This is a genomic window from Mucilaginibacter straminoryzae (assembly GCF_022953055.1).
Classification (GTDB): Bacteria; Bacteroidota; Bacteroidia; order Sphingobacteriales; family Sphingobacteriaceae; genus Mucilaginibacter; species Mucilaginibacter straminoryzae.
In genome coordinates, this window is the sequence record NZ_JALJEJ010000002.1 from 14206 (window position 1) to 28679 (window position 14474).

Below are 14474 nucleotides of genomic sequence, written 5' to 3' on the forward strand. Positions count from 1 at the left end.
AAGCTCAAGCCGCACGGTCAACCGGCTTTGTCACATGTAATCTTCGTAACCACCTTTTTGTGATCTTAAATGAAACGAATAATTTTAAAGGCCCTGAATTTAAACGGTTCACCTTACCATTTTACCGTTTCACCATCTCTTTCGTATATTTTACTGCTTCTTCTCTTTACATTTATGCTTGTGGATGGCACCGAAAAAAAGATTACCTGGTATGGCTCCATGCTTATTGCCTTGCTGCTAAATTCAGGCAGGTTATTAGCCTTGCGCGAAGGTGGCATTATGGCGCGTTACGTGCATTTTGAACCGCTGGAATTTTCATTCCAGTTCATGGCGCAGTTTCTGTTTTGCTACATTTTATTCCGGCTAAACCTGCGTAATAGTCCGCTTGATACGTTGCGAACTTCCAACAGACTACTCTATTTTACAGTTAACTCGTTTTTGGCATTAACCATTTTGTTTGTAGCCGGTTTTCTTCAAAGGCAGCTTTTCGATCAGACGCAGCCACGGCGCTTGTATTGGGCCACATATACCGCCCGCTTTGCCCTATCAGCCGTGCTGACGGGTATTCTGCTCAAGATTATTTACCTGCTGCGTGCATCCAGAAAGCAGGCCCGTGAAAATGAACAGCTCAAGAATGCCTACACCACGGCAGAATTAGAGTTACTGAAAGAACAGCTGAACCCGCACTTTTTGTTCAATTCGCTCAGTAGCCTTTCCGGTGTGGTAGCTGAAGATGCTGCACTGGCTCAGCAATACATCAAACATCTTTCACAGGTATTTCGCTATACGCTAGCCAAGCCTGCTGGTATGCTGGTGACATTAGAGGAAGAATTGATGATGATCCGTTCATTTTCCCGCCTGCTGGAAATGCGGCTGGAAAAAGCCTTTATATTGGATATGAATATTAACGCAGCAGCGGCAAAACTTCGATTACCTCACCTGTCTTTACAGCCCTTACTGGAAAATGCTGCCAAGCACAATGCGGCTACCGCTGCAAAGCCCCTGGTCGTAAAGGTTTATCTGGAAGGTCCGTATGTGGCCGTCAGCAATAATCTGCAACGCGTCAATGCCGAAAGCAACGGCATTGGGCTGGCTAATCTGAACGAGCGTTTCCGGATACTGCTTAAAAAAGACATCATTATCGAGCAGACTACTGATACTTTTACCGTAAAACTTCCCCTCTCCTATGAATGAATTACGTGTGGTGATCGTCGAGGACGAACCGGCAACTGCCCGTAACCTTATCCGCATGCTACAGGATATCGATAAGCGCATCCTGGTCGAAGCGAAGCTTACTTCGGTATCCGAAGCCGTGGTCTGGTTCACAGCAAATACCACGGTGTACGACCTGGTCTTTATGGACATCCGGTTAGCCGACGGTCTGTCGTTCGATATCTTCAACCAGACAATGATAGATCGGCCTGTCATCTTCGTGACCGCCTATAACGATTATGCACTCGATGCATTTAAAAACAACGGTATCGACTATATCCTTAAACCATTTGACCAGCAGGAGATCGGTAAAGCACTGGAAAAGTACAAGCGTTTGACCGGAGCAGGCGCACCCGCCCCTGACCGGTTACCGTTAAAGGAGTTGGCCGAGCAGCTTCTGCAACTGAAAAAAAACTACAGAAAATCTTTCCTGGTACATTACCGGGACAAGCTCATTCCCGTAGAGTCCGCCAAGGTCTGCTGGTTTTATACCGCCAATGAGATCGTGTACGCACATGTTGCCGATAACCGGCAATACGTGATTGACCTAACGATGGAGCAACTGGATAAAGAACTGGATCCCGAAGTATTCTTCAGGGCGAACCGGCAGTTTATCGTCAACCGGGCGGCAATCCAGGAGGTTAATTTTTATTTTAATGGCCGGCTATCCCTGAAGGTAAACCCCGAAACGCCGGAGAAAGTACTGATCAGTAAAGCCCGTGTCCCCGAATTTAAAAGCTGGATGAACAAGTGATTCATACACTTTACCGCCGATTTTGACAGGCTCACCCATTTGATAAAAATAGACAGAAGCCGGACTTCGCATCTTTGAGTTAATCAAAGTTTCGGATTATGGAACATGCATTCGTATACAAAAGGTGGGTTGGAATCTTTCTGCTCATACTCATTCTGACCGAGATTATCTGGAGTTGGAAGAAGGACAAAAAAGTGTACCAGGTAAAGGAAACCTTCAGCAACCTGGCCATACTCTTCGGTTTTCAGTTATCTAAGTTTGTATTTGCAGGTTATCAACTCGCGGTATTAAGTCTTTCAGCCATGCTGGCTTTGTTCAGTCTTCCGCGCAACCTGCTGGTCTTTCTACTGACTTTTATCGCCGTTGACTTTGTGTACTATTGGTTCCACCGGCTATCGCACCGATGGAAACCACTCTGGGCATTTCACCTGATCCATCATTCCGCCCTATCCATGAACCTGACCACGGCCTACCGGCTGAACTGGTTTAGCGCCCTGGTGAGCCCGTTGTTCTTTGTCCCGCTTGCTCTGTTGGGGCTACCAGCCGATTTTATCGTTATCGCTTATAGCCTTAACCTGCTGTACCAGTTCTTTTTGCATACGGAAGCGATTGGCAAACTCGGCCCAATCGAAGGAATCATCGATACGCCATCGGCCCATCGGGTACATCATGGGTCAAACCCCGAATATATCGATAAGAATTTTGGCGGTGTATTGCTGGTGTGGGACCGCCTGTTCGGAACCTATCAGCCGGAAACTGTTAGGGTAAACTACGGCATAACCACCGGGTTTATCAGCCATAACCCTTTCCGACTGGTCTTCCAGGGTTTCATCGACCTGTTCAAAGGTAAGCTCAACGCTAAGGGTTAACAGTTCACCCCTAGTTTTGTCAGCTTAACCGGTAACCGCAAAACGTTAATTTTTTATTTCACTCCAATTCAGGTATTACATTTAAAAACAATCGTTATGAAAAAGATCATTTTAAGTTTAGTTATCGCCCTTTTGGCCACAGCAGCTGAGGCACAGGTAAGGGTAGTTGTAAGAAGGCCAGTACGCCACGTTGTAATCGCACGCCCGGTCGTAGCTGTAAGACCGGCAGTGGTAAGATCGGCAATTGTACGACCTACCCCGGTCGCCGTTGTGCGTCCGGTAGTCCGTCGGCGCGTCGTAGTGTTGCACTGATATAGCTTTAGTTACTGTTCCGGGGTGAAACACACGTAATACTCGACATACGGTTTACCGCATTTCACCCCGCTTTTTGACAGGCTTATCCTGAAAGGACTTTAATATAAATAAATATGCAGGTAACTTGCATGAACAAAAAGCAAAGACCATTAAGATTTTAAAACAAAGGCTATAATGCTCACGATAGATTCGTTTCCACCGAAAACAACTTATAAGATGAAAAACAAGATCATATCTTTCCGGATAGCGTCAGTCACCGCTATCCTGGCATTATTTTCAGCTATTACTGGTGCCAAGGCGCAAACGCCTGATCTGAAAACTTCAACACCTGAACAAAGAGCCGAATGGCAGAATAAGCTAATGAAGGAAAAGTTGAAGCTAACAGACACCCAGTATCATCAGGTCAGCAACCTCAACCTGGAATATGCACGAAAAATGCAGCCTGTCATCACGGGCGAGGGTAGCCGGTTTTCACGCGGTAAAAAAGCGAGAGCATTGATGAAGGAAAAAGAGGATAAGCTAAAGCAATTACTAACAAAAGAACAATTCGAAGCCTACCAGCAGGACATAAAGGAAAAGATGAGTGCGGCTAAGGAAGCCTTTATGCAAAGTAAGAATCCTTAAATAACCATTATGAAAAAGCATTTTTTTTCGATGATCGTGATCGTATTCGCCTGCATTACAACAGCATCAGCACAATACGACTTCAGCAAGGTGGATAACTGGCTCGAAGAAAACACCCCCAATATGGGTGGCCGTTCGGTATTGATGATCTATAAAGACGGCAAGATCATTTATACCAAAGCGGTGAACGAACTGAGCGGCCGGCAGAAGATGGTCGGAAAGTTCATGGCCCGCAGGCTGGGCAAAACTATTAACACAGATGACTTTACATCCACTACAAAGCAGATGATTGCCAGTTGCAGCAAATGGTACAGCGCCGCCCTGGTGATGACCTTTGTGGATGAAGGAAAATTAAAGTTAACCGATACCGTGGGTAAATACCTGCCTGTTCTTACACAACATGGTAAAGGCAATATTACCATCGCTCAATGCCTGTCGCACACAACGGGTATTAAAGCTCCGGATTTGAAGGAGAGCCTGCAAGAGTGGAAGAACGTGGGTAGTATGGACGAAGCTATTGCCCAGATCGCCTCCCTGCCAATGGAAGGAAAGCCAGGAACCGTTTTCCATTACAGCAATGCCGGTTTGCAGATTGCCGGCGCGGTGATCGAAAAGATCAGCGGCAAAAGTTTCGAAACCCTGTTTGCCGAGCGTATAGCGATGCCACTGGCCATGAAGAATACCGATTTCGGTAACGGCAAGGTGGCGCTACCCGCTGGCGGCGGCCGTAGTACGGCCGAAGATTATATGAACTTCCTGGTGATGATCCTGAATAAAGGCACTTTCAACGGCAAACGTATCCTGAACGAGGGCAGCGTGGTACAGATGCAGGTTAACAGACTAACACCTGATGTAAAAATTGCTTATTCGCCCGCGGAGGCAGGCGGGATTGGCTATGGTTTCGGGGAGTGGATAGTGGAAAAATCTGCCGTAACCGGCAACACCACTACCGTCAGTAGTCCGGGCCTTTTCGGTAGTTTCCCATGGGTAGACAATGAGCGGAAGTATGCAGCCTTTTTACTCACTTTTTATATCAAAAATGACGGCAGACAAGAACGGTACAAGCAGCTGAGGACGCTGGTGAATGAAGCCATCAGGTGATAGCATCACGAGGAATGAGCTCGAGTAAAGAGTTAGTGACCGCACCTTTTATCAGGCTTGGTATAACCCGCGTACATACTCCACGTAAAATTGCGATTGGTTTTGTTTCAGGTAGGCAGAGTAAGCATTATAGATCACCGCATTACAATCTCATTTTATATAGGCCAGGGCCGGATCTTTTATAAACAGTGAGTCTACAACCTGAAACACAAAATCCTGTACTTTAGGGTTAGTAAGATCCAGCACTAACTGATTGCGGAAAAAATATTCTTCACGATGTGGCTGCTTTATCACCCAATCCGGATGTCTGTGATAGAGCTCGCTTTTCGGATTTACCATCTCCGGCTCAATCAAGATGCCGAACTTCACCCCCTCGGCTTGTGCTTCACGTGCAATGGCCACACTACCATCAGGTAGTTTCTTCCGGCTCTCCTGCCAGTCGCCCAAACCTGCATGATCGTCGTTTCAATACCCAGTTGTCCTCTGTGCAACAACATTCGTTAGATTATCGCTGGCAGGTGGGAATAAGTACTAATTCTTTGATTACAGGTCTGGTAAGGCTTTAAAGCTCAAAGACGGAGAGAAAGCCAAGATCGGGAAGCTATCCCTAAACAATCGAAAGTTTTAACAGTGGCGAATGGGTGGATGAAGATCATTAAAGCTGCGTACGTAAGTGGTTTCGGCTAAATTTATCATGATTTTGGATAAATCTTTTAAGGCGTTAACAAGGTTATTTGTATCATCAAAACAATCAATATGAAAGTATTTGTTACAGGAGCTTCTGGCTTCGTAGGTACTGCCGTTGTGCAGGAATTATTAAAGGCCGGTCACCAGGTGCTGGGGTTGGCGCGTTCGGAAGCATCGGCCGCCAAATTAAAAGCTGCCGGTGCAGAAGTTCATTATGGCGATCTGGAAAACCTGGATAGCCTTTGCAAAGGCACGGCCAAAAGCGACGGGGTGATTCATTGCGGTTTTATCCACGACTTTACCCGCTTCGCGGAAGTTTGCGCAATAGATGAGCGAGCAATAGAGGCAATGACGGCGGTTTTAGAGGGTTCGGACCGTCCGCTAATCGTCACTTCCGGTACCGCGTTGGTAAGCCCCGGCAATCTGGCTACAGAAGAGATGCCATCACCATTCAACTCCGCCTGGCCGCGAGCATCAGAACGTGCAGCAGAGACCGCGGTAGCTAAAGGTGTGCGTGCGGCCATCATGCGGCTGCCGCCTTCTGTGCATGGCGATGGGGATCAACATGGTTTTATTCCTATCCTGGTAAACCTGGCACGCGAAAAAGGTTTCTCAGCCTATATTGGAGACGGCCAGAACCGCTGGAACGCCGGTCATCGACTGGATGTCGGCTTATTGTATCGTTTGGCTTTAGAGCAGGCCACGCCGGGCGCGCGCTACCATGCCAATACAGAGGAAGGCATTACCGTCAAAAGCATTGCAGAAGCTATTGGAACGCAACTAAATCTACCGGTCAGATCCATTGGCGCTGAAGAGGCTGCCAGGCATTTTAGCTGGTTTGCCCATATGGCAGCTATCGATTGCCCGTCTTCGAGTAGATGGACACAGGAGCACTTAAACTGGCAACCAAACCATCCTTTACTTTTAAGTGATATTGAAAACGGTGTTTACACCGGCAGAAAATAAGTATCTTGTATCATGAGCAATTCACCACTCATTCGTTTCAGCACCGTCGGCGACTACCACCGGGCCGCCGGCCTGCTTAAACCCGCGCATCCGCTGATCAGCGTTATTCGCATGGAAACTGTCGGCGTACCGATCGCGAAGGCACCCTTCAGCCTGGTGAGTGATTTTTATTGGATCTCGATGAAAAAAATGCCGCCTATCAAATTCCGGTATGGCCAGCAAACCAGCGATTTTGATGATGGTGTGTTATTCTTTATGTCGCCGGGGCAATTGTTTGGAATAGAAAGTGCGGAACGTATGGCGGACTTTAAAAAACCTGAGGGGTGGATGATCCTGATCCACCCGGATTTTTTTTGGAATACCCCGCTCGCCAAAAACATCAAACATTACGAATTCTTCAGCTATTCTGTGAACGAGGCGCTACACCTTTCTGAAAAGGAAGAAGCAATACTGACCGCTATTGTAAACCAGATTGAACAGGAATATAATACTGGAATTGACCGTTTTAGTCAAAACGTGATCATTGCACAACTAGAGTTATTATTAACCTATTCGGAACGCTTCTATCAGCGGCAATTTATTACTCGTAAAAAATCCGGACATGAGTTGCTGACGCGCCTGGAAGATTACCTGGACAATTATTTTAACAGCGGCGACTTAGCAAAACGGGGCCTTCCCAGCGTGACGGAGATTGCTGAAAGATTGAACATTTCCCCTGGTTATTTAAGCAGCCTGCTCAAAACGCTGACCGGGCAAAATATGCAGCAGCACCTGCACCAAAAGCTGATAGAACTGGCCAAGGAAAAACTTTCCACCACCAATCTCAGCATCAGCGAGATCGCTTATGAACTCGGATTTGAGCATCTGCAATCGTTTAGTAAGTTATTCAAGACGAAGACGAAATTATCACCTCTGGAATTCCGGGTATCGTTCAACTGAAACAACCCGGACGTTACGCTTATCGGCAAAAAAACAATCTCACCTGACACTGTAGAGTATCAAGAAAATTATCTCTGCTCTCGTTTTATTTCAGCAGGTTCTTCAAAAAAGATCACTAAGATTTTCCTTCAGCTATTAAGCCACAGAACAGAAATCTCTATCATAGCTAATTTACGCAAAAGCTGACCATGCAATGATCAGCTTGAACCGCAATAGTGCCTGTCTTTATCAAATCCTCCCATTTTGGGGTGAGTGGGAGAATTTGATAAGGAATTATCTTTGTATAGCTAGTAAACAATCTCACTTAAAAACTTTAAGACAAATGACAACCTCTCAATTGCCTTGGTCTTTTCCGGGCAACAAGATTAACTTAATAAAGTTATTTCCGTTCAGGTATTTCATAGCTGTTTCTTTAACATCATTAGTATTGATTGAGATCAATTGCTGGGAATACTGGTTTATTTCATCCATATCCTCCTGATTCTGCAACTGCCCCAAGATGTAATTCTGCCAAAAACCGTTCGTTTTTATTGCGGTCTCTAACGTGCGTTGATCCTCGGCTTTAAACTTATCGAGATTGATCTGTGTCGGCCCGGATGATTTAATCTTGTCTGCTTCATCCAACACAGAGGATATCAATTTATCCACATTTTGGGGTGCGCAACCGAATGAAACTACCAGGTTATATCGCTGTTTCGGATATTTGACAGTGCTGATCCGAACGCTTGGCGAATAAACACCACCTTCGTCTTCGCGCAACCTTTCCAGTAAGCGAATTTCCAGCGTCTCTTTTAGTGCGTCCAGTTTTAGCTTATTCTGAAAGCTGTAGGTAAACGGCCCGGAAAACACCAGATTTACCGTAGCTTTAGGCTCTGAGCCCTTATATACCTTTCGCTCTATCCACCCGGACGGAATATCGATATTCAAATCCTTCGCCTCTTCTGCTTTACCTTTTGCGGGAAGCGAAGCAATGTATTTTTCTACGAGTGGCTTTACAGCCAATGTATCAATACTTCCGGTGAATACTATCGTAAAACCGCCGTTATTTTTGAACCGTTCCTGAAAAATAGTGTACGCTCGATCAAGATTGACCTGGTTTAATTTCTCTAACGACGGGCCCGTTCTGCGCACATTATGGTTGCCTAATACGGCACTAATGGTATCGCGAAAGACGCTAGCAGGGTCATTAGAACGATTAATAAGCGATGCCTTAGAACGTTCTAAAATTCCATGAAACTGGGCGGAATCTTTACGCGGTTCCGTAATATATGCGTACATTAATTTAAGCGCATTTTCGAGGTTAGCATTATTAGCCTGCCCATAGATATTCTGGGTACGCTCTCCTATTGAAACCTGAATTGCAAGCTGCTTTCCGGAAAGATACTTACTTAGCTGGGTTGTATTATAATTTCCTGCACCAAAAGAAGGAATCATGTTGGCTGCAGTGGCAGACTGATAGTCGGCGTATGTATATAGCGAACTTCCGCCTGGTGCAAAACCACTAAACAAGATTTCATCATTCTTAAAAACCGTTGGTTTTAGCACGACCTTTATACCGTTACTTAAGGTCCATGTGGTGATTCCCAGTTTGCTATTACTACCCCGGCTGACAATTTTACCCGCCACCGGTTCTGCTTTTAAGATATCCTGTGTATTAACCTCATCTTTGAAAGGAAAAATATTTTCTGTCGCTGCAGCTTTCATCCAGCCCACAAAAGTGGCTTCATCCGGCAGATTTGCCTTTTCTTTTTCAGGTGCCGTAATGATGATATCGCGGTTTGTTGTTATTGAAAACAACTGCCCGAGCGTGTTTATGTCATTAATAGTGATATTTGCAATATCTTTCTTTACCAACTCATATTCATAGGAGATACCCGGCGAGGCAGTACCATACAAAAAGTATTGCAAATACTCTTTTACATAACTTTCGGAATTGGTTTTATCCTTTTCTTTAAAGGCCGCTTCAAACTGGGTAAGGTACCCTTTCTTAGCTCTTTCTAATTCTGTACCGTTAAAGCCAAACCGCTTAACACGCTCAGCTTCCCTCCATGCAGCTTTTACACCCTCCTGCAAGTTACCGGGCCTGGCCGTAATAGATAAATTCAAGACATCCAGATTTGCCATAAACGGGCCGATGCCTGCACTCGCACGTAAAAATGGAGGATTGGGTTGTCTTTGCAGTTCGCTGAAACGCTCGCCCAACATCTGGTTAAACAACGCGCGAGCAACACTTTCACGATACTGCTTAATGGTATGCAACGGCAATTGCGGCTGTTTGAATAAAATCTCGGCAGATGTCGTCGGCATTTCCGTATCGGTTAGCGCGATAAACTTATTCGCCCCGGTTAACGGTATGGTGTAATCTGGCCTTGGTTTTTCCTTCACAGGGTTTTTCAGGTCAGCGAATTTCGATTTTATCGTGCGCTCCATCTGATCCACGTTCACATCACCAACTACAATTAGCGCCTGTAGATCCGGGCGGTACCAATCGTTATAAAATCGCCTGATGGTTTCCGGCTTAAAATTATTAAGTACTTCTTCGGTACCTATGGGTAAGCGGCTGGCATATCTCGAATTATTTAAGATAACAGGAAAGAACTTGCTGCGCATCCTGTCACTCGCGCCTTTACCCAGGCGCTTTTCTTCCAGTATCACTCCCCGTTCTTTGTTGATCTCGTTCTCATCAAGGGTTGCACCATGTGCCCAGTCATGCAGAATCTCTATCCCGTTTTTCAAGATTTCAGGATTATCCGAGGGTAGCGGCAACTGATAGACCGTTTCATCAAACCCTGTATAAGCATTAATATCCGCCCCAAAACGCACACCTGATTTTTGCAGATAATTCACCAGTTCGTTCTTGGGAAAATGGGTTGTACCATTGAAGTTCATATGCTCAATAAAGTGAGCTAAACCACGCTGGTCATCCGTTTCCAAAACAGAACCCAGTTTATTTGCCAGGTAAAAAACCACCCTATTTTTCGGCTCTTCATTATGACGGATATAATAGGTGAACCCGTTGGCTAACTTACCCGTGCGTACGGTAGCATCAAATGGTATGACCTGTGCCTGTGCTGAGCAGAACCCGGTTAATAAACTCAGCGCAAAGAAACGTTTAACTTTCATGTACAGACAGCCTATTATTTAAGCAGCGATGCAAGCTTTTGATTTAAAGCCTCGCCACGCAGATTTTTAGCAATAATTTTTCCGGTTGGGTCTATCAGGTAATTTTGCGGAATAGCACGGATACCGTACATCTTGGCGGCACTGTTATCCCAGAATTTAAGATCAGAAACCTGTGTCCACTCCAGGCCGTCCGCTTTGATGGCGGCTAACCAATCTTCTTTTTTTCCGGGCCTGTCTAATGACACGCCCAACACTGTGAAGTTTTTATCTTTATATTGATGATAAGCCTTCAATACGTTGGGGTTTTCCGCACGGCAGGGCCCGCACCATGATGCCCAGAAGTCTAACAATACATATTTACCTTTAAAATCTGCCAATGAAACAGGTTTATCATTTACATCATTCTGCGTAAATACAGGTGCCATAGCGCCAACAGATGTTGCACGGGATGCCTCTATCGATTTAGCAAAATTCTGCCCCGCAGAATTACCTGTAACAACGGGCGACAAGCTCTTGAAAAGCGGTTCAACTACCGGAACATCTATATCCATACCCGCCATATCTACCAAAGCCAGCAGGCTGAGGTACGAATTTGGGTTTTGCTTGATAAATTGCTGCTGAATGGCCTTGCGCTCTTCCTGCGCTTTATTATACCGGGCCTGTAAGCCGTCCATAAAACCCTGATCTTTTTTTTGTTCTTCGCTGGCGGCTTTGTAATCTTCATTAACCATGGCCATTGCATTTTCTGGCCCTGCAACCATTGCTTTGTATCGTTTCTCATCTTCGTTAAGCTTCGAACCGCTGATTTCAGCTTTTTTAACGGAATCTTTAGCAGCGAGGCTTATGGTTCCTTTTTCGAGATAAAGTAAAACCACGTCTGCGTTACGCCCAAGCTTAGACAAGCCCACACCCTGATGATCTAACACCAGTTGTGCCCTGGTTGGTTCGGCAACGGAACCCTTAAATTGAAATTCCCCGTTTTGAACACTGGAAGAATCTGTTACTACTTTACCTGCTGCACGGTAGTTTAAATAGGCTTTAGCTGGAGAAGCAACGTTCCCTATTTTAGCTTTTAAAATAAAATTACCGTCCTGGGCCCAGGCCATTGCAGGTGCAAGGCACAGGGCTAACAAAATTTTTCTTTTCATTAGTTGTTATTTTTTGAATTTTAGGATTGTTTGGTCTTGTCTGATCTGATGATATCTAGGATACCTTCATTCTCGATGATCATCATGCCGTGTTTATCCGTTGTGATACCTTCGGTTAATTTGTAGGTGTATTGCGGCACCATCCCTTTCATTACCGTTGGCAAATAGGTGAAGTGAAAGTTATTACACTCTTTGCTTAAGGTTTCCCCTACTTCCGTGATGTGCGTAGAGATTACAAAAAAGCAATTGCGGTTTTCAGAAAATGCTTTGGTGATTGATAATGTAGCATCATAAGCATCCTTAACATTAGTACCCTTGAACAACTCGTCAAAGATTACGACCAGATCTTGATCTACAGCTACCTGTTCTGCTACAGTTTTTACACGCAGCACTTCTGCGTAGAAATGGCTATAGCCCATATCAATATTATCAGAGATATTGATTGATGAAAACAGGCCGTCTTTTACTGAAAACTCCATTGCACTTGCCGCAACCGGGAAACCCATATGGGCCAGGTAAACGCAAATACCAAAGGATTTCATCAACGTCGACTTACCAGCCATGTTGGCACCGGTAAGAAATATTACGTTACGGTCTTCCTGCAAAGACAGATCATTACCTACTGCGGATTTTAGCGCCGGGTGAAAAAGATTTCCTACGGCTAACGTATTGGCACTTTTTGGAAGTGCATTGGCATAAGTAAAGTTACGCTCGCGTGAAACCCCTGCTACCGCAATCAGCACATCTAACTCATAGATTAAGCTTAATAGCTGCTTCAGTTTTACTTGCATCAGCGTTCTTAAACGATGATCATATTTCACCAGTTTAGCTACAGATAACTGCGTTATTCCCCGCTCCTGCTCCAACCAGTCTAAATCCGGCTGTTTAAAAATATCCTTGATCTGCTGCTGCTGTTCCTGCCAGGCATGACCTGTTTGCTTAATCCCGTTAGCAAAATCATTCAACCGGTTTAGCAGTTCAATGGTGGTGCATACTTCTTTATTTAGATGTTCATAATCTTCATGCTGTGCGGCAACCTGTAAAAGCTTTTTATAAACTATCTGCGCACCTGTTGCTAAAAGATTAACGCCCCCGGCAGAGCGGATATAACTTTCCATTACCTCCGACTCATCAGCCGTAAATGGAAACCTAACCGGATTATTTGAGAAGTATTTAAAAGCGCTGCTGCGTTTGTTGATAGCCTCATTATCCCTCAGCGGGTTTTGAAACATCTGATCCATCAGCTTCCGTCCACCCGTGGTGACAACCGTATCAAAGAGGCTAAGTATGGAGTTATTTTTATGACGACCCGGGATATTCAGGTCATCCAGTGTTTGTTTGTCTGCGAAACTGATCATGGGTCAGGTAGTTTTGTTTTTTCTGCTTCTGATAATCTCCAGAATCCGTTCATTATTAATAATGATCATGCCGTGCCTGTCTGCTGTAATTCCCTGCTCCAACTTGTAGGTGTATACAGGTGTGTTCTTGTTCATTCGGGTTGGCAGGTATACAAAGTTTATGTTGCTGCATTTTTCCTTTAGTATATCTCCTGCTTCAATGATGTGGGTTGAAACCAGGAACATGCAATTGGCTTTTTCTGCAAAGGCCTGTGTAATGGCTACTGTACCTTCAAAAGCATCTTTCACATTGGTCCCTCTGAAGAGCTCGTCGAATATGATGAACAGGTTTTTTCCGGTGCTTAACTCTTTGGCTACCTTTTTTACCCTGAGCACTTCAGCGTAAAAGTGACTGTTGCCAGAACCCAGGTCGTCCGGCAGGTTGATGGTTGTAAACAGACCGTCGCGCACAGAAAACTGCATTTTTGATGCCGCTACCGGGAAGCCCATATGGGCAAGATAAATAGCCACACCGAGCGATTTCATGAAGGTAGATTTACCGGCCATATTAACGCCGGTAAGGAAAATGACATTGCTTTGGGGGGTAATGTCAATACTGTTTGCTATAGCACCATTAACCAGCGGGTGGCGCACATCTGTTAGCGAAATGGTGTTTAACCCTTTAGCCAAAGCCAGGGGAAAAACGTATCCGTTTTTTTTTGCCACTTCTGCTACCGAGATAAATACATCTATCCGGTAAATAAATGCCAACAACTGCTTTATCTTATTCCTGTACTGAAACCGGAGCACTTTATCTGTATCTGCCACCTGCTCATAAGCGAGCTTTGCACCAGTCAGGCTGTTCCGTATGTTAAGTATCTCTTCATCAGCTAACAAATTGATGATATCCTGCCAGTCACTAATTGCTAACGATAGCTCTTTCGAAGACTTTATCTGTCCTATAAAAGCGCTTGCGGTGCGAATTATATCGATGATAGCTACTACACCATTGTGAATGGTTTTGTAATCACCATCGGCGGAAATCAGTTGGCTGAACTTACGGCTCAGATTATCATCCTGTTTCGACAGCATGGTTCTCTCGTCCGTCATGGCCAGGTACATTTCCGCATTATCCAGATGTTCTGTCTGAAACGGAAATATGGTACCCTTATCAGTAAAGAGCTGCATAACCAGGCTTCTGGCGTTTATTTCTTCCGCGTCATCTAACGGCTGAAGAAACATCTGCTCCAAGATATCTGCGCCGCCACGGGTACGCGTACTATTAAAAAGATTAAAAATTGAGCTGCCGCCCGGACGTCCGAATATTTTCAAATCATCCAGGGTCTGCTTATCAGTGCTAAAACTCATCCTTTTTGTGTGCTTAGTAAGGGCTTTGAGG

The 14474-nt window shown here is 45.1% G+C and carries 12 protein-coding genes and 1 pseudogene; 8 read left to right on the forward strand and 5 right to left on the reverse strand.

From position 1 onward, the window contains the following. Positions 1 to 69 precede the first annotated feature (69 nt). The 6 genes from MUY27_RS03810 (at position 70) to MUY27_RS03835 (ending at position 4875) form a co-directional block, all read left to right on the forward strand. Complete coding sequence (locus tag MUY27_RS03810; protein ID WP_245128655.1) at positions 70 to 1194, forward strand: sensor histidine kinase; 1125 nt, start codon at positions 70 to 72, stop codon at positions 1192 to 1194. Further along, a complete protein-coding gene (locus tag MUY27_RS03815) occupies positions 1187 to 1966 on the forward strand; it encodes a LytR/AlgR family response regulator transcription factor (protein WP_245128656.1) in 780 nt (259 codons plus the stop codon). The genes MUY27_RS03810 and MUY27_RS03815 overlap by 8 nt, the downstream gene beginning before the upstream one ends. 98 nt (positions 1967 to 2064) lie before the next feature. Further along, positions 2065 to 2835, forward strand: a complete 771-nt coding sequence (locus MUY27_RS03820; RefSeq protein WP_245128657.1) for a sterol desaturase family protein — start codon at positions 2065 to 2067, stop codon at positions 2833 to 2835. A 96-nt stretch (positions 2836 to 2931) separates the two neighbouring features. Beyond that, the gene (locus tag MUY27_RS03825) at positions 2932 to 3147 is read left to right on the forward strand and encodes a hypothetical protein (protein WP_245128658.1); all 216 of its coding nucleotides are present in this window, start codon (positions 2932 to 2934) and stop codon (positions 3145 to 3147) included. A 219-nt stretch (positions 3148 to 3366) separates the two neighbouring features. Continuing rightward, positions 3367 to 3774 carry a hypothetical protein gene (locus tag MUY27_RS03830; protein ID WP_245128659.1) on the forward strand — a complete coding sequence of 136 codons (408 nt, stop codon included), beginning with the start codon at positions 3367 to 3369 and terminating at the stop codon, positions 3772 to 3774. Positions 3775 to 3783: 9 nt separating this feature from the next. Next, on the forward strand, positions 3784 to 4875 hold the full coding sequence (locus MUY27_RS03835; protein WP_245128660.1) for a serine hydrolase domain-containing protein: 1092 nt from the start codon (positions 3784 to 3786) through the stop codon (positions 4873 to 4875). Positions 4876 to 5025: 150 nt separating this feature from the next. On the opposite strand, the pseudogene MUY27_RS03840 reads toward MUY27_RS03835, so the two are convergent. Continuing rightward, a pseudogene (locus tag MUY27_RS03840) lies at positions 5026 to 5328 on the reverse strand (alpha-galactosidase); the annotation flags it as partial. 303 nt (positions 5329 to 5631) lie between these two features. On the opposite strand from MUY27_RS03840, the gene MUY27_RS03845 reads away from it, so the two are divergent. Both MUY27_RS03845 and MUY27_RS03850 read left to right on the forward strand, forming a co-directional pair. Beyond that, the gene (locus MUY27_RS03845) at positions 5632 to 6528 is read left to right on the forward strand and encodes an SDR family oxidoreductase (RefSeq protein WP_245128662.1); all 897 of its coding nucleotides are present in this window, start codon (positions 5632 to 5634) and stop codon (positions 6526 to 6528) included. 12 nt (positions 6529 to 6540) lie between these two features. Next, positions 6541 to 7467, forward strand: a complete 927-nt coding sequence (locus MUY27_RS03850; protein WP_245128663.1) for a helix-turn-helix domain-containing protein — start codon at positions 6541 to 6543, stop codon at positions 7465 to 7467. Between the two features lie 333 nt (positions 7468 to 7800). Here the strand turns inward: MUY27_RS03850 and MUY27_RS03855 are convergent, their stop codons facing one another. The 4 genes from MUY27_RS03855 to MUY27_RS03870 are packed head-to-tail and all read right to left on the reverse strand — an operon-like array spanning position 7801 to position 14443. Continuing rightward, complete coding sequence (locus MUY27_RS03855) at positions 7801 to 10590, reverse strand: M16 family metallopeptidase (protein ID WP_245128664.1); 2790 nt, start codon at positions 10588 to 10590, stop codon at positions 7801 to 7803. A 14-nt stretch (positions 10591 to 10604) separates the two neighbouring features. Continuing rightward, positions 10605 to 11738 carry a TlpA disulfide reductase family protein gene (locus MUY27_RS03860; RefSeq protein ID WP_245128665.1) on the reverse strand — a complete coding sequence of 378 codons (1134 nt, stop codon included), beginning with the start codon at positions 11736 to 11738 and terminating at the stop codon, positions 10605 to 10607. A gap of 20 nt (positions 11739 to 11758) precedes the next feature. Further along, positions 11759 to 13096, reverse strand: a complete 1338-nt coding sequence (locus MUY27_RS03865) for a MutS-related protein (RefSeq protein WP_245128666.1) — start codon at positions 13094 to 13096, stop codon at positions 11759 to 11761. Between the two features lie 3 nt (positions 13097 to 13099). Beyond that, positions 13100 to 14443, reverse strand: coding sequence for a MutS-related protein (locus tag MUY27_RS03870; RefSeq protein WP_245128667.1), 1344 nt, complete (start codon positions 14441 to 14443; stop codon positions 13100 to 13102). Positions 14444 to 14474 lie beyond the last annotated feature (31 nt).